Source organism: Enterobacter cloacae complex sp. IR5441, from assembly GCF_049238215.1.
In the GTDB taxonomy this organism is placed as follows: domain Bacteria; phylum Pseudomonadota; class Gammaproteobacteria; order Enterobacterales; family Enterobacteriaceae; genus Enterobacter; species Enterobacter hormaechei_C.
Window position 1 is genome coordinate 1 of sequence record NZ_JBMKIA010000012.1, and the last position, 24362, is coordinate 24362.

General features: G+C 54.2%; 20 protein-coding genes, 7 tRNA genes and 1 pseudogene. 23 read left to right on the forward strand and 5 right to left on the reverse strand.

Annotation, left to right across the window (positions count from 1 at the left end):
* A partial coding sequence (locus ACOTX5_RS14370) for a hypothetical protein (RefSeq protein WP_223230349.1) occupies window positions 1–102 on the forward strand: 102 nt, incomplete at its 5' end.
* Window positions 103–116: 14 nt separating this feature from the next.
* Here ACOTX5_RS14370 and ACOTX5_RS14375 read toward each other — a convergent pair.
* From ACOTX5_RS14375 to nagE, 3 genes and pseudogenes are all read right to left on the reverse strand, one after another.
* Window positions 117–680 (reverse strand): annotated as a pseudogene (locus ACOTX5_RS14375) (ChiP family protein); the annotation flags it as partial.
* A gap of 446 nt (window positions 681–1126) precedes the next feature.
* Window positions 1127–2794 (reverse strand): glutamine--tRNA ligase, encoded by a 1668-nt coding sequence (gene glnS / locus ACOTX5_RS14380; RefSeq protein ID WP_045910643.1) that lies wholly within the window; start codon window positions 2792–2794, stop codon window positions 1127–1129.
* Between the two features lie 170 nt (window positions 2795–2964).
* A complete protein-coding gene (gene nagE, locus ACOTX5_RS14385; RefSeq protein WP_126489765.1) occupies window positions 2965–4914 on the reverse strand; it encodes a PTS N-acetyl glucosamine transporter subunit IIABC in 1950 nt (649 codons plus the stop codon).
* Window positions 4915–5239: 325 nt separating this feature from the next.
* Here nagE and nagB point away from each other — a divergent pair, with 325 nt between their 5' ends.
* The 12 genes from nagB to ACOTX5_RS14445 all read left to right on the forward strand — a co-directional run bounded on the left by nagB (window position 5240) and on the right by ACOTX5_RS14445 (window position 12106).
* Window positions 5240–6040: a glucosamine-6-phosphate deaminase gene (gene nagB, locus ACOTX5_RS14390; protein ID WP_003858663.1), complete on the forward strand. Its 801-nt coding sequence runs from the start codon at window positions 5240–5242 to the stop codon at window positions 6038–6040.
* Window positions 6041–6096: 56 nt separating this feature from the next.
* The gene (nagA, locus tag ACOTX5_RS14395; protein ID WP_039271352.1) at window positions 6097–7245 is read left to right on the forward strand and encodes an N-acetylglucosamine-6-phosphate deacetylase; all 1149 of its coding nucleotides are present in this window, start codon (window positions 6097–6099) and stop codon (window positions 7243–7245) included.
* 8 nt (window positions 7246–7253) lie between these two features.
* Window positions 7254–8474 (forward strand): DNA-binding transcriptional regulator NagC, encoded by a 1221-nt coding sequence (gene nagC, locus ACOTX5_RS14400; RefSeq protein ID WP_017694286.1) that lies wholly within the window; start codon window positions 7254–7256, stop codon window positions 8472–8474.
* Window positions 8475–8519: 45 nt separating this feature from the next.
* Window positions 8520–9272 carry a ribonucleotide monophosphatase NagD gene (gene nagD / locus ACOTX5_RS14405; RefSeq protein WP_003858667.1) on the forward strand — a complete coding sequence of 251 codons (753 nt, stop codon included), beginning with the start codon at window positions 8520–8522 and terminating at the stop codon, window positions 9270–9272.
* Between the two features lie 250 nt (window positions 9273–9522).
* Window positions 9523–11187, forward strand: coding sequence for an asparagine synthase B (gene asnB, locus ACOTX5_RS14410; RefSeq protein ID WP_045910644.1), 1665 nt, complete (start codon window positions 9523–9525; stop codon window positions 11185–11187).
* Window positions 11188–11412: 225 nt separating this feature from the next.
* A tRNA-Met gene (locus ACOTX5_RS14415) sits at window positions 11413–11489 on the forward strand.
* An 8-nt stretch (window positions 11490–11497) separates the two neighbouring features.
* Window positions 11498–11582, forward strand: a tRNA-Leu gene (locus ACOTX5_RS14420).
* 23 nt (window positions 11583–11605) lie between these two features.
* Window positions 11606–11680 (forward strand) — tRNA-Gln (locus ACOTX5_RS14425).
* Window positions 11681–11712: 32 nt separating this feature from the next.
* Window positions 11713–11787, forward strand: a tRNA-Gln gene (locus tag ACOTX5_RS14430).
* Window positions 11788–11804: 17 nt separating this feature from the next.
* A tRNA-Met gene (locus tag ACOTX5_RS14435) sits at window positions 11805–11881 on the forward strand.
* A 41-nt stretch (window positions 11882–11922) separates the two neighbouring features.
* Window positions 11923–11997 (forward strand) — tRNA-Gln (locus ACOTX5_RS14440).
* 34 nt (window positions 11998–12031) lie between these two features.
* Window positions 12032–12106: transfer RNA gene (locus tag ACOTX5_RS14445), tRNA-Gln, on the forward strand.
* Between the two features lie 96 nt (window positions 12107–12202).
* On the opposite strand, the gene ubiF is transcribed toward ACOTX5_RS14445, so the two are convergent.
* On the reverse strand, window positions 12203–13378 hold the full coding sequence (ubiF, locus tag ACOTX5_RS14450; protein ID WP_003858670.1) for a 3-demethoxyubiquinol 3-hydroxylase: 1176 nt from the start codon (window positions 13376–13378) through the stop codon (window positions 12203–12205).
* Between the two features lie 135 nt (window positions 13379–13513).
* Here ubiF and miaB point away from each other — a divergent pair, with 135 nt between their 5' ends.
* From miaB to rihA, 10 genes are all read left to right on the forward strand, one after another.
* Window positions 13514–14938, forward strand: coding sequence for a tRNA (N6-isopentenyl adenosine(37)-C2)-methylthiotransferase MiaB (miaB, locus tag ACOTX5_RS14455; RefSeq protein ID WP_045910645.1), 1425 nt, complete (start codon window positions 13514–13516; stop codon window positions 14936–14938).
* Window positions 14939–15101: 163 nt separating this feature from the next.
* Window positions 15102–16148: a PhoH family protein gene (locus tag ACOTX5_RS14460; protein WP_003858674.1), complete on the forward strand. Its 1047-nt coding sequence runs from the start codon at window positions 15102–15104 to the stop codon at window positions 16146–16148.
* Entirely contained in the window at window positions 16145–16612 is a 468-nt protein-coding gene (gene ybeY, locus ACOTX5_RS14465; RefSeq protein WP_003858677.1) for an rRNA maturation RNase YbeY, read from the forward strand. The genes ACOTX5_RS14460 and ybeY overlap by 4 nt, the downstream gene beginning before the upstream one ends.
* Before the next feature lie 84 nt (window positions 16613–16696).
* Window positions 16697–17575 (forward strand): CNNM family magnesium/cobalt transport protein CorC, encoded by an 879-nt coding sequence (gene corC / locus ACOTX5_RS14470; protein ID WP_003858679.1) that lies wholly within the window; start codon window positions 16697–16699, stop codon window positions 17573–17575.
* A 5-nt stretch (window positions 17576–17580) separates the two neighbouring features.
* Window positions 17581–19119 (forward strand): apolipoprotein N-acyltransferase, encoded by a 1539-nt coding sequence (gene lnt, locus ACOTX5_RS14475; RefSeq protein WP_017382463.1) that lies wholly within the window; start codon window positions 17581–17583, stop codon window positions 19117–19119.
* Between the two features lie 380 nt (window positions 19120–19499).
* Entirely contained in the window at window positions 19500–20405 is a 906-nt protein-coding gene (locus tag ACOTX5_RS14480; RefSeq protein WP_003858681.1) for an amino acid ABC transporter substrate-binding protein, read from the forward strand.
* 155 nt (window positions 20406–20560) lie between these two features.
* Window positions 20561–21301 (forward strand): glutamate/aspartate ABC transporter permease GltJ, encoded by a 741-nt coding sequence (gltJ, locus tag ACOTX5_RS14485; RefSeq protein WP_015571133.1) that lies wholly within the window; start codon window positions 20561–20563, stop codon window positions 21299–21301.
* On the forward strand, window positions 21302–21976 hold the full coding sequence (gene gltK / locus ACOTX5_RS14490) for a glutamate/aspartate ABC transporter permease GltK (protein ID WP_003858686.1): 675 nt from the start codon (window positions 21302–21304) through the stop codon (window positions 21974–21976).
* The gene (locus tag ACOTX5_RS14495; protein ID WP_045910646.1) at window positions 21976–22701 is read left to right on the forward strand and encodes an amino acid ABC transporter ATP-binding protein; all 726 of its coding nucleotides are present in this window, start codon (window positions 21976–21978) and stop codon (window positions 22699–22701) included. The genes gltK and ACOTX5_RS14495 overlap by 1 nt, the downstream gene beginning before the upstream one ends.
* Before the next feature lie 119 nt (window positions 22702–22820).
* Window positions 22821–23762 (forward strand): pyrimidine-specific ribonucleoside hydrolase RihA, encoded by a 942-nt coding sequence (gene rihA, locus ACOTX5_RS14500; protein ID WP_045910647.1) that lies wholly within the window; start codon window positions 22821–22823, stop codon window positions 23760–23762.
* A 56-nt stretch (window positions 23763–23818) separates the two neighbouring features.
* On the opposite strand, the gene ACOTX5_RS14505 is transcribed toward rihA, so the two are convergent.
* Window positions 23819–24301 carry a zinc ribbon-containing protein gene (locus tag ACOTX5_RS14505; protein WP_003858689.1) on the reverse strand — a complete coding sequence of 161 codons (483 nt, stop codon included), beginning with the start codon at window positions 24299–24301 and terminating at the stop codon, window positions 23819–23821.
* Between the last annotated feature and the right edge of the window lie 61 nt (window positions 24302–24362).

Genomic DNA, 24362 nt, shown 5'->3' on the forward strand with positions numbered 1-24362 from the left:
CGGCATTCTGGCTACACAATAACAAGGGAAGACTTACTCGTGGCTGCAACCCTACTAGCTCAAAATTTATTCACACATGGTTACGCTTTGGGGAAATTATGAGGGGATCTCTCAGAGCTCAACGCCCCCGCATCGCCGTAGTCAAAATTAGCACCGGCTTCCGCACCCTGATAGGTACCTGGCATAAAGCTCCAGTGCGGTGCTAACAGCGTCTGACCGGTTGGCTGGATATAACCTCCACGCGCCCAGACCGGACCATATTTGAATTTTGCAGCCGCTTTATACAGGCTGATTCCGCTTTTATCGCCGGACCAGTCTTCGTCGTAGGCTTTATTGCTGGAGGAGAACGCAATTTCGTTCGGATGGCCGCTGTCGCCATTTTCGGCCATTTCAATTGCGGTGAACGCTGCAATATCGATCCCGAACATATCGGCGGCATATCCCGACTGGAAATCAAGGTTGGCGTTCCAGGTCGAGTGAGAAAGGTTGGTTTTGTATTTATCTTCAGTGACGTCTTTACGGTCACGCTCACGCTGCCAGTAATAAATACCGCCCGTGAGGGTGGAATCTTCGATGAAACCTGCTGCTTTTGCCTCTGGCGCAACCACCAGGCCCGACATTGCTGTCACACCGGCGATAGCCAGCGCCAGCGCACTACGTTTGCCACTGAACGTACGCATAGATTATTCCTCTTTGACGAATTAAAACGCCTTAAACGGCGAAAAACAGAAAAGACCAAGTGGTCAGGGGTAGTCAGAAATACCCTCGAATTAACTACCGTCTTTAGGTTATTTTTCGCGGCGCGAATTATCAATGCTTTTAATCAGGCAAAAGTCAGGATTATGACGAAGAGCACATATTTCGTAGTGCTTTGTAACATTTACCGGGAAGCAAGTACTGGCGGGGGAATACGCTAATTTTCAGTAAGTAACATTGATATTGTGAATATATTTTTCAGCGTTTCTGTTTTTGGAAAACAACAAACTTTTTTAAATAAAATAAGTAGCACCACATTGACCTGGAATGTTGGCTTTAATTCATCATCCCGATGCTTAACGACATGATCGTTAAATAAAAAAACGCCGCATTACGCGGCGTTTGTTTCTCATTGACCATGCCAGCGTTATTATTCGCCGATCTTAGTCCAGGTATCACGCAGACCGACGGTACGGTTAAATACCGGTTTTTCCGCCGTGCTGTAACGGCTGTCCAGGCAGAAGTAACCCTCACGTTCAAACTGGAACGCTTTACCGGCTTCAGCGGCTTTCAGAGACGGCTCGGCATACCCCTGCTTGATAATCAGCGACTCAGGGTTGATAACCGCCAGGAAGTCCTCCGCAGCGCCTGGGTTAGGTACGCTGAACAGACGATCGTAGAGACGGATCTCAACCGGCAGCGCATGCTGCGCACTCACCCAGTGGATTACACCTTTTACTTTACGGCCATCCGCCGGATCTTTACTCAGCGTCTCTGCGTCGTACGTACAGAAGATGGTCGTGATGTGACCTTCCGCATCTTTCTCTACGCGCTCGGCTTTGATCACATAGGCGTTACGCAGACGCACTTCTTTGCCCAGCACCAGACGCTTGTACTGCTTGTTCGCTTCTTCGCGGAAGTCGGCGCGATCGATCCAGATTTCACCGCTGAAAGGCACGTCGCGGGTGCCCATTTCCGGTTTGTTCGGATGGTTAGGCATCGAGACCAGTTCGCTTCCACCCTGCGGATAGTTTTCGATGACCAGTTTCACTGGATCGATCACTGCCATCGCGCGCGGCGCGTTTTCGTTCAGGTCTTCGCGAATGCAGGATTCCAGAGACGCCATTTCGATGGTGTTGTCCTGCTTGGTAACGCCAATACGTTTGCAGAACTCACGAATGGACGCCGAGGTATAGCCACGACGACGCAGGCCAGAGATGGTCGGCATACGCGGGTCGTCCCAGCCTTCAACGTGCTTGTCGGTGACCAGCAGGTTCAGCTTACGCTTGGACATCACGGTGTATTCCAGGTTCAGACGAGAGAACTCGTACTGACGCGGATGAACAGGAATGGTGATGTTATCCAGCACCCAATCGTACAGACGACGGTTGTCCTGGAATTCCAGCGTGCACAGAGAGTGCGTAATGCCTTCCAGCGCATCGCTGATGCAGTGGGTGAAGTCGTACATCGGGTAGATGCACCACTTGTTACCGGTCTGGTGGTGTTCAGCGAACTTAATGCGGTACAGCACCGGATCGCGCATCACGATGAACGGAGACGCCATATCGATTTTGGCACGCAGACACGCTTTACCTTCTTCGAAGCCACCGGCACGCATTTTTTCAAACAGCGCCAGGTTCTCTTCCACGCTACGATCGCGGAACGGGCTGTTTTTACCAGGCTGAGTCAGCGTACCGCGGTATTCACGGATTTCGTCAGCAGACAATTCGTCGACGTATGCCAGACCTTTGTTAATCAGTTCAACCGCATAGGCATACAGCTGATCAAAGTAGTCTGAGGAGTAGCAGATATCGCCAGACCAGTTGAAGCCCAGCCATTGCACGTCGTTTTTAATCGACTCAACGTATTCGATGTCTTCTTTTACTGGGTTGGTGTCATCGAAACGCAGGTTGCACTGCCCCTGGTAATCTTGCGCAATACCAAAGTTCAGGCAGATCGATTTGGCATGACCAATGTGCAGGTAGCCATTTGGCTCCGGCGGGAAACGCGTGTGGACTGTGGTGTGCTTACCACTGGCCAGATCTTCATCGATGATCTGACGAATAAAGTTACTCGGGCGGGCTTCTGCCTCACTCATCGTGGATTCCTCAAAGCGTAAACAACGTATAACGGCATATGATCTTATAAGCCGGACGTAGTGACAACCCTTAAAACGTCCCGGAAGAAAATAATGGGGGCAATTGCTGCAAAAAAAAAGCGGCGGAGGATATCCCCCGCCGCTAAAGGCATAACTCTACTCAGGAGCGATTACTTGCCTTTAATCTCATACAGTGGCGTCTGGCCTGCAACCACCTGCCCCTGCGCCTGGATCACCAGACCGCTGAAGTCGTCGATGTTGCTGCACACGACCGGGCTTATCATGGAGCGCGCGTTGGCATTCAGGAAGTCCAGATCCATTTCCAGAATCGGCTGGCCTGCCGCCACTTCTGCGCCCTCTTCCACCAGGCGAGTAAAGCCCTGACCGTTCAGCGCAACGGTATCGATACCCATATGGACTACGATCTCCGCGCCTTTTTCCGTTTCCAGGCAGAACGCGTGGTTGTTGTTGAAGATTTTCACGATAGTACCGGCTGCCGGAGAGACCACGGTTTTGTCCGTAGGTTTCACCGCCACGCCGTCACCGACCGCTTTGCTGGCGAACGCTTCGTCAGGCACCTGCTCAAGCGCAACAACGTCACCTGTCACCGGAGAAACCAGCGCAGCGATGGTCACCGCGTTTGGCACAGCCTGCGGTTTTGCAACCGGCGCGTCAGCCACTGGCGCGTTATCCGTTGAGGCGGCAGCAACCGGCCCACGGGCAACCACTTTTTTCATTTCATCGCCGATAGATTCGGCTTTCGCACCCACGATTACCTGGATGGTTTGTTTGTTCAGTTTAACCACACCAGACGCACCCAGGCGTTTGCACATTGCATCGCTCACGCGCGCGGAGTCACCTACGGTCAGACGCAGACGGGTAATACAGGCATCGATCGCTTTCAGGTTGTCGGTGCCACCCACAGCGGCAATGTAGTTGGTTGCCAGCTGGGTTAAACCCTCTTCGGTATTGCTGTTGGCTTCACTGGTCACAACATCATCTTTCGTATCTTCGCGGCCCGGCGTCTTCAGGTTAAACATACGAATAACCGCGCTGAACAGAACGAAGTAGATAACGAAGAAGATCAGGCCCATCACCATCAGGATCCAGACGTTGCTGCTTGCCGCCGGCAGGTTGTACATCAACACATAGTCGATGGCGCCTGCGGAGAAGGAGAAGCCAGCATGAATACCCAGAAGGGTGGCGACGAACAGGCTGATACCGGTCAGGATCGCGTGCATCAGATACAGCAGCGGAGCCAGGAACATGAACAGGAATTCCAGTGGCTCGGTCACGCCGGTCAGGAAGGCGGTGATCGCAACGGACAGCAGCATCCCGCCAACCATTGGGCGACGCGCTTTCGGCGCAGCCAGGTACATTGCCAGCGCCGCGCCAGGCAGACCAAACATCATGATTGGGAAGAAGCCAGACATGAACATGCCCGCAGTGCCGTCGCCTGCGTAGAAGCGGTTGATATCACCGTGGAATACCGCGCCGGCCGCGTTGGTGAACTCACCAATCTGGAACCAGGCGATGGTGTTCAGTACCTGATGCAGACCGGTTGGGATCAGCAGACGGTTAATGAAACCGAAGATGCCCGCGCCCATTGCGCCCGCAGACACGATCCACTCGCCACCCGCATGGATAGCATGCTGCACCGGTGGCCAAACGTAGCCAAAGATGGCGGCGAGGATCAGACAGAAAAAGCCCGTCGCAATCGGCACAAAACGTTTACCGCCGAAGAAGCTCAGGAAGTCAGGAAGTTTGATACCTGCCCAACGGTTGTACACGGCGCCACCCACCAGGCCGGTAATGATACCTGCCAGCACACCCATATTGATTTCAGGGTTGATGGTTACCATCGCTTTCGTGAGGATGAAGTAACCGACAGCCCCTGCCAGTGCCGCGGCACCAGCGCTGTCTTTTGACCAGCTTGACGCCACACCGATGGCGAAAATCAGCGCCAGGTTGTCAAAAATTGCACCGCCTGCCTGGGCAATAAACGGCACGTTAAGAAGATCGGGTTGCCCGAATCGCAGCAGCAACGCTGCAACCGGTAGCACGGCGATAGGGAGCTGCAAAGCCCTACCGAGGCGCTGGAAAAAACCTAAAATATTCATCCTATTCCCCCTACGAGACCATTTGTTAAGACTCGCGCATAAACTATGTTTTTATTGTGTCACGAACGATAGATACAGTTGATGATTCACTGGCAGTGTGAGTGTGTGAAAAATTAATTCGTATCGCAAATTAAACACCTATTTTTTGTGATTATTGTCACCAAATATCGTATTAAACCCTCCCTTTCACTGGCTAACGACGAAAACTTATTTTATCATTCAAAAAATCAAGACGGATTGATCCGGCCTGAAAGGTTCCAGGTTACGCTTAGTTCAGGTTGCACTAATCATCCGCCCACTTTTACTTAAACTTTAGAGGTGAATAATGAGACTGATTCCCCTGGCAACAGCTGAACAAGTCGGAAAATGGGCTGCTCGTCATATCGTTAACCGCATCAACGCGTTCAAACCAACAGCCGATCGTCCTTTCGTTCTCGGTCTTCCAACCGGTGGCACGCCCCTGACCGCGTATAAAGCTCTGGTTGAAATGCACAAAGCGGGCCAGGTTAGCTTTAAACACGTTGTGACCTTCAACATGGACGAATATGTCGGCCTGCCGAAGGAACATCCGGAAAGTTACCACAGCTTTATGCACCGTAATTTCTTCGATCACGTTGATATTCCGGCTGAAAACATTAACCTGCTGAATGGAAACGCGCCTGATATTGACGCAGAATGCCGTCAGTATGAAGAAAAAATCCGTTCCTACGGTAAAATCCACCTGTTTATGGGCGGCGTAGGCAACGATGGTCATATCGCGTTCAACGAACCGGCATCTTCACTGGCTTCCCGTACCCGTATTAAAACGCTGACCCATGATACGCGCGTGGCTAACTCCCGCTTCTTTGACGGCGACGTCAATCAGGTGCCTAAATACGCGCTGACCGTGGGCGTGGGCACGCTGCTGGATGCCGAAGAAGTGATGATTCTGGTGCTGGGCGCGGTGAAAGCGCAAGCGCTTCAGGCTGCCGTTGAAGGCAACGTGAACCATATGTGGACGATCAGCTGCTTACAGCTGCATCCAAAAGCGGTTGTCGTGTGTGACGAACCGTCCACCATGGAGCTGAAAGTGAAAACGCTGAAATACTTCAACGAGCTGGAAGCTGAGAACATCAAAGGTCTGTAATTGAATAACCGCCTCTTTATATCCGGGGCGGTCGCTTTTTTTAACCGGGGGTCGATATGTACGCTTTAACCCACGGTCGGATTTATACCGGCCATGAAATTCTGGATGACCATGCGATTGTAATCGCCAATGGCCTGATTGAACGTGTTTGCCCGCTGGCGGAACTGCCGCCGGAGATCGAACAGCGTTCCCTCAATGGAGCAGTAATCTCCCCCGGTTTCATCGACGTACAGCTCAACGGCTGCGGCGGTGTCCAGTTTAACGATACCGCAGAGGCGGTATCGGTTGAAACGCTGGAAATCATGCAAAAAGCCAACGAGAAATCGGGCTGCACCAGCTATCTGCCAACGCTGATCACCAGCAGCGATGACCTGATGAAACAGGGTATCCGCGTCATGCGCGAATACCTGGCAAAACATCCGAATCAGGCGCTGGGCCTGCACCTGGAAGGACCATGGCTGAATATGGTCAAGAAAGGCACCCATAACCCAAACTACGTGCGCAAACCGGATGCCGAGCTGGTGGATTACATGTGCGCCAATGCCGATGTGATCACCAAAGTAACGCTGGCCCCGGAAATGACCGGCACGGACGTTATCAGCAAACTGGCCGCCGCCGGGATTGTGGTGTCTGCGGGCCATTCGAACGCGACGCTGAAAGAGGCGAAGGCCGGTTTCCGCGCAGGCATTACGTTTGCCACACACCTTTATAACGCGATGCCCTATATTACTGGCCGCGAACCGGGACTGGTTGGCGCCATTCTGGATGAACCAGACGTCTTCTGCGGCATTATCGCCGACGGCTTGCATGTCGATTACACCAACATCCGCAACGCCAAGCGTCTGAAAGGCGACAAGCTCTGCCTGGTAACGGATGCTACCGCTCCGGCAGGAGCGAATATTGAGCAGTTCATTTTTGCTGGTAAAACAATATACTACCGGAATGGACTGTGTGTGGATGAGAACGGCACGCTGAGCGGTTCTTCTCTGACGATGATCGAAGGGGTACGTAACCTCGTTGAACATTGCGGCATCGCGCTTGAGGAAGTGCTGCGCATGGCCACGCTTTATCCGGCGCGCGCCATTGGCGTCGATAAACAGCTCGGCGGTATTGCGCCAGGTATGGTTGCAAACCTGACGGCGTTCACACACGATTATAAAATTATTAAGACCATCGTTAATGGTAACGAGGTCGTCACTGAGTAAGTAAAAGTATGACACCAGGCGGACAAGCTCAAATCGGTAATGTCGATCTCGTTAAACAACTTAACAGCGCGGCAGTTTATCGCCTGATTGACCAGCACGGGCCAATCTCACGCATTCAGATAGCCGAACAAAGCCAGCTTGCTCCCGCCAGCGTGACAAAAATTACACGTCAGCTTATTGAGCGCGGCCTGATCAAAGAAGTCGATCAGCAGGCCTCCACCGGGGGCCGCCGCGCGATTTCCATCGTCACGGAAACCCGCAATTTTCAGGCCATTGGCGTTCGCTTAGGACGTCATGACACCACGCTTACGCTCTACGATCTGAGCAGCAAGGCCATTGCCGAAGAACACTACCCCCTTCCTGAGCGCACGCAGGAGACGCTTGAACACGCGTTGCTGAATACCATTGCGCAGTTTATCGAAAGCTGTCAGCGCAAGATCCGTGAACTCATCGCCATCTCGGTGATTTTGCCCGGCCTGGTTGACCCGGAAAGCGGCGTTATTCGCTACATGCCGCATATTAAGGTAGAGAACTGGGGGCTGGTTGAGGCGCTGGAAAAGCGCTTCAAGCTGACCTGCTTTGTTGGTCACGATATTCGCTCGCTGGCGCTGGCGGAGCACTACTTTGGTGCGAGCCAGGACTGCGAAGACTCTATTCTGGTGCGCGTTCACCGTGGTACAGGTGCGGGCATCATCTCGAATGGCCGCATTTTTATTGGCCGTAACGGTAACGTAGGCGAGATTGGTCATATCCAGGTGGAACCGCTTGGCGAGCGCTGCCACTGCGGTAACTTTGGCTGTCTTGAAACCGTTGCCGCCAATGCCGCCATTGAACATCGCGTTCGCCATCTGCTGGAGCAGGGTTACCAGAGCCGCGTCACGCTGGACGATTGTAAGATCGGCGCCATCTGCAAAGCGGCAAACAAAGGCGATGCGCTGGCCTGCGAAGTGATCGAACAGGTAGGACGCCACCTGGGTAAGACCATCGCCATTGCCATCAACCTGTTTAATCCGCAGAAAGTGGTGATTGCCGGCGAGATCGTTGAAGCCGAAAAAGTGTTACTGCCCGCCATTGAAGGCTGCATCAATACCCAGGCGCTGAAGGCATTTCGCCAGAATTTGCCGGTGGTGCGATCTACGCTCGATCACCGCTCGGCAATTGGCGCATTCGCCCTGGTAAAACGTGCCATGCTCAACGGGATCCTGCTGCAACATTTGCTGGAATCCTGATCGGACCTTATAGTAACGCCTTCTTTTTTTGATGTCGGATTGTCCATGACCATTAAGAATGTAATTTGTGATATCGACGGCGTGCTGATGCACGACAACGTTGCCGTGCCGGGTGCTGCGGAGTTTCTTCACCGCATCATCGACAAAGGAATGCCACTGGTTCTTCTCACGAACTACCCTTCACAGACTGGTCAGGATCTGGCAAACCGCTTTGCTACCGCAGGCGTCAACGTCCCGGACAGCGTGTTCTATACCTCTGCGATGGCGACCGCGGATTTCCTGAAGCGTCAGGAAGGCAAAAAAGCCTATGTCGTTGGTGAAGGTGCGCTGATCCACGAGCTGTATAAAGCGGGCTTCACCATCACCGACGTGAACCCGGACTTTGTCATCGTGGGCGAAACGCGCTCCTTTAACTGGGAGATGATGCATAAGGCAGCCTACTTTGTCGCCAACGGTGCGCGTTTTATCGCCACCAACCCGGACACGCACGGTCGTGGTTTTTATCCCGCCTGCGGTGCGCTGTGCGCCGGTATCGAAAAAATCTCGGGTCGTAAGCCGTTTGTTGTCGGTAAACCGAGCCCGTGGATCATCCGCGCCGCACTGAATACGATGCAGGCACACTCAGAAGAAACCGTCATCGTGGGCGACAACCTGCGTACCGATATTCTGGCTGGCTTCCAGGCGGGGCTTGAAACCATCCTGGTGCTTTCTGGCGTTTCACAGCTTGATGACATTGATACGATGCCGTTCCGGCCAAGCTGGATTTACCCCTCTGTCGACGAAATCGACGTTATTTGATTCAGAACCACGCCTCAGGGCGTGGTTTTTCATTTCTGCTGTCTGAAAACATCACTTCATCTAACGAAATCAGCCATTCATTGAGAAATCATCAATAGAATTGCTTAAGACATACTCTTTTTTTAAGATTCGGCAATCGCCATTGCACTTTTTACGTTTTCATCGGTAAAACGCTTGCGCCCCCTCCCCCTTTTGCGGCATTTTCATAAGCAAGCAACATCACAACGCAACAGGGTTAACGGAGAAGGTTATGTGTTCTATTTTTGGCGTACTGGATATTAAAACTGACGCGGGCGAACTGCGTAAAAAAGCACTCGAATTGTCCCGCCTGATGCGCCATCGCGGTCCGGACTGGTCAGGCGTATACGCCAGCGATAAAGCGATTCTGGCTCATGAACGTCTCTCCATTGTTGATGTCAACGCTGGCGCACAGCCGCTGTATAACGAGAAAAAAACGCACGCGCTGGCTGTTAACGGTGAAATTTACAACCATCAGGCGCTGCGCGCCGAGTACGGCGATCGCTACGCGTTTCAGACCGGCTCAGACTGCGAAGTGATCCTGGCGCTGTATCAGGAGAAAGGCCCGGAGTTCCTCGACGATCTGCAAGGTATGTTCGCCTTCGCGCTGTACGACAGCGAAAAAGACGCTTACCTGATTGGCCGCGACCATATCGGTATTATCCCGCTGTACATGGGACACGATGAGCACGGCAACTTCTACGTTGCCTCAGAGATGAAAGCCCTGGTACCGGTGTGCCGCACCATCAAAGAGTTCCCGGCAGGTAGCTACCTGTGGAGTAAAGACGGCGAGATCCGCCCGTACTACCAGCGCGACTGGTTTGATTATGAGGCGGTGAAAGACAACGTGACGGACAAAGCCGAACTGCGTCAGGCCCTGGAAGAGTCAGTGAAAAGCCACCTGATGTCAGACGTACCTTACGGCGTACTGCTCTCCGGCGGTCTGGACTCCTCCGTGATCTCCGCGATCACCAAGAAATTCGCCGCACGTCGCGTGGAAGATCAGGAGCGCTCTGAAGCCTGGTGGCCGCAGCTGCACTCCTTTGCCGTGGGTCTGGAAGGGGCACCTGACCTGAAAGCCGCCCAGGAAGTGGCAAATCATCTCGGCACGGTGCACCATGAAATTCACTTCACCGTACAGGAAGGTCTGGATGCGATCCGCGATGTGATCTATCACATTGAAACCTATGATGTGACCACCATTCGCGCCTCCACACCGATGTATTTGATGTCGCGGAAGATCAAAGCGATGGGCATCAAGATGGTGCTCTCCGGCGAGGGTTCTGACGAAGTGTTTGGCGGTTACCTCTATTTCCACAAAGCGCCAAACGCCAAAGAGCTGCATGAAGAAACGGTGCGTAAGCTACAGGCGCTGCACATGTTTGACTGCGCGCGCGCCAACAAAGCGATGTCCGCCTGGGGTGTGGAAGCCCGCGTGCCGTTCCTCGATAAGAAATTCCTTGATGTGGCGATGCGCATCAACCCGCAGGACAAAATGTGCGGCAACGGCAAAATGGAGAAACATATCCTGCGTGAATGTTTTGAATCCTGCCTGCCGGCGAGCGTGGCGTGGCGTCAGAAAGAGCAGTTCTCGGATGGCGTGGGTTACAGCTGGATCGACACCCTGAAAGAGGTGGCGGCGAAACAGGTTTCTGATCAACAACTGGAAACTGCGAGCTTCCGTTTCCCGTACAACACGCCAGCCTCGAAAGAAGCGTATTTGTACCGTGAGATCTTTGAGGAGCTGTTCCCGGTTCCAAGCGCAGCAGAGTGCGTACCGGGTGGCCCATCGGTCGCCTGCTCTTCTGCTAAAGCCATTGAATGGGATGAATCATTCAAAGCGATGAACGATCCGTCAGGACGCGCGGTGGGCGTTCACCAGTCTGCCTATAAATAATGTTCAGAGTATCATCAGGCCCTCCGGGGCCTGATTTTTTTGCCTCTCTTTTCTCCGCATAAAATCGATTAATAACCAATAATTGTCGAATATTCGGCCTCGCTGTTCGCAACCTAACCAAACAGTCACATTCCGGCTATTTTCATTGAAAAAGGTGTTGACGCTGCAAGGGTCTATACGCATAATGCGCCCCGCAACGCCGATAAGGTAACGCGAAAAAAAGATGGCTACGTAGCTCAGTTGGTTAGAGCACATCACTCATAATGATGGGGTCACAGGTTCGAATCCCGTCGTAGCCACCATCTTTTTTGCGGGAGTGGCGAAATTGGTAGACGCACCAGATTTAGGTTCTGGCGCCGCAAGGTGTGCGAGTTCAAGTCTCGCCTCCCGCACCATTCCCAGGTAAGCGTTGCACGGATGGGGTATCGCCAAGCGGTAAGGCACCGGTTTTTGATACCGGCATTCCCTGGTTCGAATCCAGGTACCCCAGCCATATTTCTTCGATTATGCGGTTCTCCGCGGTATTGGGGTATCGCCAAGCGGTAAGGCACCGGTTTTTGATACCGGCATTCCCTGGTTCGAATCCAGGTACCCCAGCCATCGAAGATTGCAGTACTGGCTACGTAGCTCAGTTGGTTAGAGCACATCACTCATAATGATGGGGTCACAGGTTCGAATCCCGTCGTAGCCACCATATTTATGTTATCGAATACGATTCGGTAAACTGAACATTGTTGGGGTATCGCCAAGCGGTAAGGCACCGGATTCTGATTCCGGCATTCCGAGGTTCGAATCCTCGTACCCCAGCCACTTTAAAGTCGTTAAGCAGTTTGTTTAACGCAATTGGGGTGTCGCCAAGCGGTAAGGCTCTGGTTTCTGATACCAGCATTCCGGGGTTCGAATCCCTGCACCCCAGCCACTTAAAACAAACAAGCCCGCTCTGCGGGCTTTTTTGTTTTTGTTGCTCAGAATAGTGCGGCCTGATGCCCTCTCCCACGGGGAGAGGGAATAAAGATCAGAGTCCGAGGGCATATTTCAGGGCCTGACGCTTCAGACCACCGGCGCGTTCCGCTGCCATCAATCCAATATTGCGCACTATACGCACCGGACCAACATCGTTGCTGAACCCGGCATAGAACAGATCCATCCCCGACTGCATAATGAAGTTATCCGCCATACGGCGCGTCTGGTAGCGCTTCAGTACCTGATGGCTGGCCCAGGCTTCCGCGTGGGCGCGAGCGTTACCCAGCACATCCAGTAACGCATCGACGTCACGGTATCCCAGATTCACCCCCTGCCCCGCCAGCGGATGAATGGTGTGCGCCGCGTCCCCCACCAGCACCAGTCCTTCACGGGCATACTGCAACGCATGGCGTCGCATCAGCGGGAATGCGCCGGCGGCAACCGGGGTCACGTTGCCCAGACGGCTCGGGAAGTGCTGGCGGATTTCGCGCTGCAACTGATCCATGGACAGCCCCTGCAACTGTCGAATGCGCGCCGGTTTGTCGTACCACACCAGCGAAGCCCAGTTATCAAACAGCGGTAAGAATGCATGCGGGCCGTTCGGCGTAAAATGCTGCCAGGTGCTTTCGCCCGGCGCGTTTTCTGACTGCACGGTGATCAGCATGCAGGACTGCTGGTACTGCCAGGCATGGATCCCAATGCCTGCCATCTGCCTGACCTGCGAGTTCGCGCCATCCGCCCCCACCACCAGCTTCACGGCCAGCTCATCGTCGTTGTCCAGCGTCAGGAGATACCCGCCCTCATGACGATGCAGGCCTTTCAGCGAGTCCGGAACGCGCAGCGTCACCTTCGGGTGCGCCTCCAGCGCCTGCCAGAGTGCCTGCTGGAGCACGTTGTTTTCCACCATATAGCCCAGGCGCGGCAGTTTCAGCTCGGCGGCATCAAACGACACGTGAGCATTTTCCCACTCCCAGGTTTCAAGACGGCTGTATGGGTGCGCGCGCATCGCCAGCACCGCCTCCCAGACGCCCAGCCCGCGAAGCAGATCAACAGAGGCCGCGCTGATGGCGGAAATACGCACGTCCGGTTGGCTGGCAGGATCGAATGCCGGCGGAGCCGCCTGTTCAATAACGGTTACGTCAAATCCCTGCTGCGCCAGCCCCAGCGCCAGTGCGCCGCCGACCATACCGCCGCCAACAACGGCAACTTCGGTGTTCAGGAGTGTCATGGTCACTATTCCTTATTGGAGAATACCTTAAGTTTACCGGATTTTTGCGGCCCTGAGGTTGACAACCTTCATACTGGTCACAACCGCACCAAAGCATTACAATACGCGGCTTGCAATCCTGAGCTGAGCAAGTCGATGACTAAAAAACTCCATATAAAAACCTGGGGCTGTCAGATGAACGAATACGATTCATCGAAGATGGCCGATCTGCTGGATACCACCCACGGATACCAGCTGACTGAAAATGCGAAAGAAGCCGATGTGCTGCTGCTGAACACCTGTTCAATTCGTGAAAAAGCACAGGAAAAAGTCTTTCATGTGTTAGGCCGCTGGAAGCTTCTCAAACGGAAAAATCCGGACCTGATTATTGGCGTGGGTGGCTGCGTCGCATCGCAGGAAGGTAAGCTGATCCGCCAGAGAGCCCCCTATGTGGATATCGTTTTTGGCCCTCAGACCCTGCACCGCCTGCCAGAGATGATTAATCAGGTTCGCGGCAGCCGTAGCCCGGTGGTTGACGTGAGCTTCCCGGAGATCGAGAAATTTGACCGTCTGCCTGAGCCGCGCGCTGATGGCCCGACCGCCTTCGTCTCCATCATGGAAGGCTGCAACAAATACTGTACTTACTGCGTGGTGCCTTACACCCGCGGTGAAGAAGTGAGCCGCCCGGCAGACGATATCCTGTTTGAAATCGCGCAGCTTGCCGTGCAGGGCGTTCGTGAAGTGAACCTGCTGGGTCAGAACGTAAACGCCTGGCGCGGGGAAAACTACGACGGCACCACCGGCAGCTTTGCTGAACTGCTGCGTCTGGTGGCGGCGATTGACGGCATCGACCGCATTCGCTTTACCACCAGCCATCCGATGGAATTTACCGACGACATTATTGACGTCTATCGCGATACGCCAGAGCTGGTGAGCTTCCTGCACCTGCCGATCCAGTGCGGTTCTGATCGCGTGCTGAACCTGATGGGTCGTCCACATACGGTGCTCGAGTATAAGTCCACCATCCGCAAGCTGCGTGAAGCGCGCCCGGATATCCAAATTAGCTCCGACTTTATCGTCGGCTTCCCTGGCGAAACCGCTGATGACTTTGAGCGCACCATGAAGCTCATCGGCGAGGTGAATTTCGACGTCAGCTACAGCTTTATCTTCTCTGCGCGCCCGGGCACCCCTGCGGCCGATATGGTTGACGATGTGCCGGAAGAAGAGAAAAAGCAGCGTCTGTATATTCTACAGGAGCGTATCAACCAGCAGGCCAACGCCTGGAGTCGTCGTATGCTCGGCACTGTCCAGCGTATTCTGGTGGAAGGCACCTCCCGTAAGAGCGTCATGGAACTGTCTGGTCGAACCGAAAATAACCGCGTGGTGAATTTTGAAGGCACCCCGGACATGATCGGTAAGTTTGTGGACGTCGAGATTGTCGAAGTACTCACGAACTCGCTGCGCGGGAAGGTGGTACGCACTGAGGACGAAATGGGTCTGCGTATTGCCGAGACGCCGGAATCTGTTATCTCTCGCACCCGCAAAGTCAACGATTCTGGCGTAGGTATTTACCAGCCGTGATCCTCCTGGCCTGCCTGTCCGGCAGGCCTTGTATTTCCTCTCATCACCCCCAATATCTACCGCAACGCTTGCGCCTTTATTCTGTGGCGTGAATAATTTCGGTAATGACCGTTTTATTACGCCGTGTGGCGGCGAGTCAGTTAACTACTCAAAGAGGAACAGTTTGAACATAGATACGCGTGAAATTAGCCTTGAGCCAGCAGACAACGCTCGCCTGCTGAGCCTGTGCGGGCCGTTTGATGACAACATCAAACAACTTGAGCGACGTCTGGGTATCGAAATCAATCGTCGCGATAACCATTTCAAACTCACCGGACGCCCAATCTGCGTCAACGCCGCGGCGGATATTCTCCGCAGCCTGTATGTTGATACCGCCCCGATGCGCGGTGAGATCCAGGATATTGAACCTGAACAGATCCACCTGGCCATTAAAGAGGCGCGCGTGCTTGAGCAGAGCGCGGAGAGCGTGCCGGACTATGGCAAAGCCATCAACATCAAAACTAAACGCGGCGTGATTAAGCCTCGTACCCCGAACCAGGCGCAGTACATCGCCAACATTCTCGACCACGACATCACCTTCGGTGTAGGCCCGGCGGGTACGGGTAAAACCTATCTGGCGGTTGCCGCTGCGGTTGATGCGCTCGAGCGTCAGGAGATCCGCCGTATCCTGCTGACCCGCCCTGCTGTTGAAGCCGGTGAAAAACTGGGCTTCTTGCCGGGTGATTTGAGTCAGAAAGTAGATCCCTACCTGCGTCCGCTGTATGACGCGCTGTTCGAAATGCTCGGCTTCGAGAAAGTTGAAAAGCTCATCGAGCGTAACGTGATTGAAGTTGCTCCGCTGGCCTACATGCGTGGCCGTACGCTTAACGACGCGTTCATCATTCTGGATGAGAGCCAGAACACCACCATCGAACAGATGAAGATGTTCCTGACGCGTATTGGCTTTAACTCGAAAGCGGTTATCACCGGTGACGTCACCCAGATTGACCTGCCGCGTAACACCAAATCGGGTCTGCGTCACGCCATCGAAGTCCTGGCCGAGGTAGAGGAAATCAGCTTTAACTTCTTCCACAGTGAAGACGTGGTACGCCATCCGGTCGTCGCGCGTATCGTTAACGCTTATGAGGCCTGGGAAGAGGCAGATCAGAAGCGCAGGGCCGAACTGGCCGCAGAACGTAAGCGCGAAGCGCAGGAGCATGAACAGAAATGAGTCAGGTGATCCTCGATTTACAGCTGGCCTGTGAAGATAATTCCGGCATGCCGGAAGAGGCACAGTTTCAGAAATGGCTGGATGCCGTTATCCCCCAGTTTCAGGAAGAATCAGAGGTCACGATTCGCCTGGTGGATGAAGCAGAAAGCCATGAGCTCAACCTGACCTACCGCGGGAAAGATAAGCCGACCAACGTGCTCTCTTTCCCGTTCGAAGCCCCTCCGGGCATTGAGATGCCGCTGCTGGGCGATCTGATCATCTGCCGTCAGGTGGTTGAGCAGGAAGCCAAAGAGCAGCAAAAGCCGCTGGAAGCGCACTGGGCACACATGGTGGTGCACGGTAGCCTGCATCTTCTGGGTTACGACCATATTGAAGATGACGAAGCGGAAGAGATGGAATCCCTCGAGACAGAGATAATGCTTGCTCTGGGCTATGAGGATCCGTACATTGCCGAGAAAGAATAGTCAGTCACTGACTACCATGCCGCCGCGCAGGGACATAGCGCGGCGGTTAACATTGAACTAACAAGAGAACCCTTAACAAACGCCATGAGCGACGACAATTCACACAGTAGCGACACGACAACCACTAAAAAGGGATTTTTCTCCCTCATTCTGAACCAGCTTTTCCACGGCGAACCGAAAAACCGTGATGAACTGCTGGAGCTGATTCGTGATTCCGGGCAGAACGACCTTATCGACGAAGATACGCGCGAAATGCTCGAAGGGGTGATGGACATCGCCGACCAGCGCGTCCGCGACATCATGATCCCCCGCTCGCAGATGATTACCCTGAAACGCAACCAGACGCTGGACGAGTGCCTCGATGTGATTATCGAATCGGCTCACTCACGTTTCCCGGTCATCAGCGAAGACAAAGATCACATTGAAGGGATTTTGATGGCGAAAGATCTGCTGCCGTTTATGCGCAGCGATGCCGAAGCCTTCAGTATGGAAAAGGTGTTACGCCCGGCCGTGGTTGTGCCGGAAAGTAAACGTGTGGATCGGATGCTGAAGGAGTTTCGCTCCCAGCGCTATCACATGGCGATTGTTATTGATGAATTTGGTGGCGTTTCCGGTCTGGTCACAATCGAAGACATCCTTGAGCTGATCGTGGGCGAAATCGAAGATGAGTATGACGAAGAAGAGGATATCGACTTCCGTCAGCTGAGCCGCCACACCTGGACCGTGCGCGCGCTGGCCTCCATTGAAGACTTCAACGATACCTTTGGCACCAGCTTCAGCGATGAAGAAGTGGACACCATTGGTGGTCTGGTGATGCAGGCCTTCGGCCATCTTCCGGCCCGCGGTGAAACCGTTGACATCGATGGTTACCAGTTCAAGGTCGCAATGGCTGACAGCCGACGTATTATTCAGGTTCACGTCAGAATGCCGGACGACTCACCGGTGCCAAAACTGGAAGATTAATGTAAATGGCATTTGCCCCACTCTTTGAACGCCAGCGCGTCCGTTTGCTGCTGGCGCTGTTACTCGGAGCCAGCGGTACGCTGGCTTTTTCTCCTTACGATATCTGGCCGGCCGCTATTCTCTCCCTGATGGGGCTACAGGGTCTTACCCTGAACCGTCGTCCGGTACAGGCCGCGGCCATTGGCTACTTCTGGGGGCTGGGGCTGTTCGGCTCTGGTATCAACTGGGTCTACGTCAGTATCGCGCAATTTGGCGGAATGCCGGGGCCGGTTAACGTCTTCCTGGTTGTGCTGCTCGCCGCCTATCTCTCACTCTACACCGGCCTGTTCGCGGGCATCCTGTCTCGCCTGTGGCCAAAAACGACCTGGCTGCGCGTGGCGATAGCGGCACCCGTTGTCTGGCAAATCACCGAATTTCTGCGCGGCTGGGTACTGACCGGCTTCCCGTGGTTGCAGTTCGGCTATAGCCAGGTAGACGGCCCGCTGAAAGGCCTGGCCCCGGTCATGGGCGTGGAGGCGATCAACTTCCTGCTCATGGCGGTCAGCGGCCTTCTGGTGCTGGCTCTGGTGACACGTAACTGGAAGCCGCTGGTTGCCGCGTTGATCCTGTTTGCCCTGCCCTTCCCGCTGCGTTATATCCAGTGGTTTACGCTGGAGCCCGCGCGCGCCACGCAGGTTTCTCTGGTACAGGGCGATATCCCGCAGTCCCTGAAATGGGATGAGAATCAGCTGCTGAACACGCTGAAAATCTACGCCAACGCCACTGAAAAGGTGATGGGCAAATCGCAGCTCATCATCTGGCCTGAGTCTGCGATCCCGGACCTGGAGATCAATCAGCAGCCCTTCCTGAAGATGATGGACGATCTGCTGCGCGCGCGCGGCAGTACGCTGATCACCGGAATTGTGGATGCGCGTCTCAATCAGCAGAACCGCTATGACACGTACAACACGATCATTACGCTCGGTAAGGACAGCGAATACAGCTATACCTCCACCAATCGCTACAACAAAAACCACCTTGTACCGTTTGGCGAATTTGTTCCGCTGGAGTCTATTCTGCGCCCACTGGCACCGTTCTTTGATTTGCCGATGTCCTCATTCAGCCGGGGCCCTTACGTTCAGCCGCAGCTGCATGCGCACGGTTTTGCCCTGACGGCCGCCATTTGCTACGAGATTATCCTCGGCGAGCAGGTGCGCGATAATTTCCGCCCGGACACCGACTATCTGCTGACCATCTCAAACGATGCGTGGTTCGGTAAATCGATTGGCCCGTGGCAGCACTTCCAGATGGCGCGAATGCGTTCTCTGGAGCTGGCGCGTCCGTTGCTGCGCAGCACCAATAACGGCATTACCGCCGTGATTGGTCCGCAGGGTGAAATCCAGGCCATGATCCCGCAATTTACCCGTGAGGTGCTGACTACTAACGTCACGCCAACTACCGGGCTTACGCCTTACGCGCGCACCGGGAACTGGCCGCTGTGGATTTTGACCTTGCTCTTCGGCTTTGGCGCAGTACTGATGAGCCTGCGTCAGCGTCGTAAATAACCTTACCTTCTGTTGCCGGGTGGCGGCTACGCCTTACCCGGCCTACTCTCCGCCGCCCCCACCCGACAATTTCCTCCCAAACTTCAATTCTGGCACGCCTGTTGCTTTGTTTATTCACATCAACGCTGTCTGGCTTAACGTGCAACTTTGTCGCACCAGCGTAGATCATCGGTAGCACCGAAACGGTGCAATGAGGGATTATTGCCTCTGAATGGTGCGGCGCGCTTCGCAAAAATAAACAATAACGCAGCAAAATCTTTACATTAAGCCAGACTAAATGTTAACAAGCTTGCATAACACTGCACTCGCATTGCGCGAGATATAACAACATCACAATGGGTATCTATGCGTCACTGGCGCTGATAAGAAAGGAGTTGGGTATGCAATTACGTAAACTGGCCACAGCAATGCTGGTTATGGGAATGTCTGCGGGGGTTGTCCACGCTGAAGACGCTCCGGCAGCAGGAAGCACTCTCGACAAGATTGCCAAAAACGGCGTGATCGTGGTCGGCCACCGTGAATCTTCTGTCCCGTTCTCTTACTACGACAACACGCAAAAAGTCGTGGGCTATTCACAGGATTACTCCAACGCCATCGTTGAAGCCGTGAAGAAAAAGCTGAACAAACCTGACCTGCAAGTGAAGCTGATCCCCATCACTTCACAGAACCGTATTCCTCTGCTGCAAAACGGCACATTTGATTTTGAATGTGGCTCAACCACCAACAACCTTGAACGTCAGAAACAGGCCGCTTTCTCGGACACCATCTTCGTTGTGGGCACCCGCCTGCTGACGAAGAAAGGCGGCGACATCAAAGATTTTGCTGACCTGAAAGGCAAAGCGGTTGTCGTGACCTCCGGTACCACGTCCGAAGTGCTGCTGCACAAGCTGAACGACGAGAAGAAAATGGACATGCGCATCATCAGCGCGAAAGACCATGGCGACTCCTTCCGTACCCTGGAAAGCGGCCGTGCTGTCGCGTTTATGATGGATGACGCCCTGCTGGCGGGCGAACGCGCGAAAGCGAAGAAACCAGACAACTGGGAAATCGTCGGTACCGCCCAGTCGAAAGAAGCCTACGGCTGTATGCTGCGTAAAGGTGACGAGGACTTCAAGAAACTGATCGATGACACCATCGCTCAGGCGCAAACCTCCGGCGAAGCGGCAAAATGGTTCGACAAATGGTTCAAGAACCCAATTCCACCAAAAAACCTGAACATGAACTTTGAACTGTCTGACGACATGAAAGCGCTGTTCAAATCACCAAACGACAAAGCTCTTAACTAATTAGAACGACAGGGGCGGGATCTCCTGCCCTCTCGATTGTCGGGAAGCATGGACAGACTATACGTTGAGTGGTCGTTCCCCACTCAGCGCAAAAATTGAGCTTCTCACCAATCTTCGAGGGTAGCGCTGCTACCCTTTTTTTTCTGGAGTTTACTATGTCAATTGACTGGAACTGGGGCATCTTTCTGCAACAAGCCCCGTTCGGCAACACCACCTATCTCGGCTGGCTGTGGAGCGGCTTTCAGGTTACCGTTGCGTTATCGATAACGGCGTGGATTATCGCGTTTCTTGTCGGTTCGCTGTTCGGTATTCTGCGTACCGTCCCTAACCGTTTTCTCTCTTCGATTGGCACGCTCTATGTGGAACTGTTCCGTAACGTTCCGCTGATCGTGCAGTTCTTTACCTGGTATCTGGTGATCCCGGAACTGCTGCCGGAAGATCTCGGCATGTGGTTTAAGGCCGAGCTGGATCCTAACGTACAATTTTTTGTCTCCTCTATGCTGTGTCTGGGGCTGTTCACCGCTGCGCGCGTCTGCGAGCAGGTACGTGCCGCCATACAGTCACTGCCGCGCGGGCAAAAGAATGCGGCACTGGCAATGGGCCTGACTCTGCCCCAGGCCTACCGTTACGTACTGCTGCCTAACGCTTACCGCGTCATCGTTCCGCCGATGACGTCCGAGATGATGAACCTGGTAAAAAACTCGGCTATCGCCTCAACCATCGGTCTGGTGGATATGGCGGCACAGGCGGGCAAACTGCTGGATTACTCCGCTCACGCCTGGGAATCCTTCACGGCGATCACGCTCGCCTATGTTCTGATTAACGCTTTCATCATGCTGGTGATGAACCTGGTTGAACGCAAAGTACGCCTGCCGGGCAATCTGGGGGGCAAATAAATGTACGATTTTGACTGGAGTTCCATTGTTCCCTCCATGCCCTATCTGCTGGATGGACTGGCAATCACCTTAAAGATCACCGTTATCGCCATTATCGTCGGTATTGTCTGGGGCACCCTGCTGGCAGTGATGCGCCTGTCGAGCTTTAAGCCGCTCGCCTGGTTTGCCACGGCTTACGTTAACGTATTCCGCTCCATTCCACTGGTCATGGTGCTGCTGTGGTTTTATCTGATTGTTCCCGGCTTTTTACAGAACGTACTGGGACTGTCGCCAAAGACCGATATCCGCCTGATCTCTGCCATGGTGGCGTTTTCCATGTTTGAAGCCGCCTACTACTCAGAGATCATCCGCGCAGGTATTCAGAGTATCTCTCGCGGGCAGTCCAGCGCTGCGCTGGCGCTCGGTATGACGCACTGGCAGTCCATGAAGCTCATTATTTTGCCGCAGGCGTTTCGCGCCATGGTTCCGCTGCTGCTGACGCAGGGCATCGTCCTGTTCCAGGATACCTCCCTGGTCTACGTGCTGAGTCTGGCAGACTTCTTCCGTACCGCCTCCACCATTGGCGAACGTGACGGAACGCAGGTTGAGATGATCCTCTTCGCGGGCGGGGTCTATTTTGTGATTAGTTTAAGCGCATCGCTGTTGGTCAGCTGGCTGAAGAAAAGGACGGTATAATGATTTCCCTGAAAAATGTTTCTAAATGGTATGGGCACTTTCAGGTGCTGACCGACTGCTCAACAGAAGTAAAAAAAGGCGATGTGGTAGTGGTATGCGGCCCGTCCGGTTCCGGTAAGTCCACGCTTATCAAAACCGTTAATGGGCTGGAACCTGTCCAGCAGGGCGAGATTGTCGTTAACGGCACCAAAGTAAATGACAGTAAAACCAACCTTGCCCAGCTTCGCTCCCACGTAGGGATGGTGTTCCAGCATTTTGAGCTGTTCCCTCACCTGTCCATCATTGAGAACCTGACGCTGGCGCAGGTCAAAGTGCTGAAGCGCGACAAAAAAGCGGCGCGCGAAAAGGGGCTGAAGCTGCTGGAACGCGTCGGGCTGTCTGCGCATGCGAATAAGTTCCCGGCCCAGCTTTCGGGCGGCCAACAGCAGCGTGTGGCAATCGCGCGTGCGCTGTGCATGGATCCGGTGGCAATGCTGTTTGATGAGCCGACGTCCGCGCTCGACCCTGAGATGATCAACGAAGTGCTGGACGTCATGGTGGAGCTGGCGCACGAAGGGATGACCATGATGGTGGTGACGCACGAAATGGGCTTCGCCCGTAAAGTGGCCAACCGCGTGATCTTCATGGATGAAGGGAAAATTGTTGAAGACTCACCAAAAGAAGAGTTCTTCGCAAATCCTAAATCTGAACGTGCAAAAGACTTCCTCGCCAAAATCCTGCATTAATCTTTTTAGTGCGCAATCTGCGGATTGCGCACTGCTTCACGCTTTAGATCTCTTTTTCTATTCGGCGTCACATCGCAGCGTTAACCTTGTCACAAATAATGCTGAGAATGGAGAACGCTATGGCACAGCCAATTATTCTCGACTGCGATCCGGGTCATGATGACGCGATCGCACTCGTCCTTGCTCTTGCCTCCCCTGAACTGGACGTAAAAGCTGTCACCTCCTCCGCCGGAAACCAGACGCCGGATAAAACCTTGCGAAACGTGTTGCGCATGTTGACGCTGCTGAAACGCACCGATATTCCGGTCGCAGGTGGCGCCGTTAAGCCGCTGATGCGCGAGCTGATCATTGCGGATAACGTTCACGGTGAAAGTGGGCTGGATGGTCCGGCGCTGCCGGAGCCGGATTTCGCACCGCAAAACTGCACTGCCGTCGAGCTCATGGCGAAGGTGCTGCGTGAGAGCGCCGAGCCCGTGACGCTGGTGGCGACCGGCCCGCAGACCAACGTTGCGCTGCTGCTGAACAGCCATCCTGAACTGCACAGCAACATCGCCCGTATCGTCATCATGGGCGGGGCAATGGGGCTGGGAAACTGGACGCCAGCCGCGGAATTCAACATCTTCGTTGACCCGGAAGCCGCGGAAATCGTCTTCCAGTCTGGCCTGCCGATTGTGATGGCGGGGCTGGACGTTACCCACCGCGCACAAATTATGGCGCAGGACATCGAACGATTCCGTTCTGTGGGCAACCCGGTTGCAACGACCGTGGCAGAGCTGCTCGACTTCTTTATGGAGTATCACAAAGCCGAGAAGTGGGGCTTCCACGGCGCGCCGCTGCATGACCCATGCACCATCGCCTGGCTGCTGAAGCCGGAAATGTTTACCATGGTCGAGCGTTGGGTTGGTGTGGAAACGCAGGGGAAATATACCCAGGGGATGACGGTGGTGGACTATTACTCATTGACGGGAAACAAGCCGAATACCACGGTAATGGTGGATATCGATCGGGAAGCGTTTGTGGATTTGCTGGCGGAGCGGCTGGCTTATTATTCTGCGGCCTGATGCCCTCACCCCGGCCCTCTCCCACAGGGAGAGGGTGCAAACAGTTTTGCTTTTACCTACGGCTCAAATGGCCGACGCTGGAACTGGTCGTGCCCGCACTTCGGACACAGCGACAACACCTCCGGCGTATAAACGGCGATATGATGGTGGCACTTCTCACACACCAGGTTCCCCAACCCCACTACTTCGCCGCTGTGATAGACACCGTGGTGGTTTAAATCCTGAAACACCTCACGCCATTCCAGCTGAGTTTTATCGGTAATATCCGCCAGCTCCTGCCACAGGCTCTCTTTGATGACCCGCATAAAAACGCTGTCGGCGATCTCGTCCTGGCTCTCTTCATAGCTTCGCGCGAACTCCTCCAGGTCACGGCGCACGGCGCGCGTCACCTCTTCCACTTCGGTTCGCGTTAACTCACCCGTTTGCGTCACGCGTGCGCGTGCCTGTTCGACCAGCGCGTCGATATCACGCTCGCCGTTACGCAGCCGTTCCGTCAGAGTCGCTACCAGTTCACGGTAAAATTGAGCAACCTTGTTCATCATTTTGCCTCCCGGGTAAGTAACTGTCTCTAATAATAGACCTTATTTCGCCGCCGCTTTG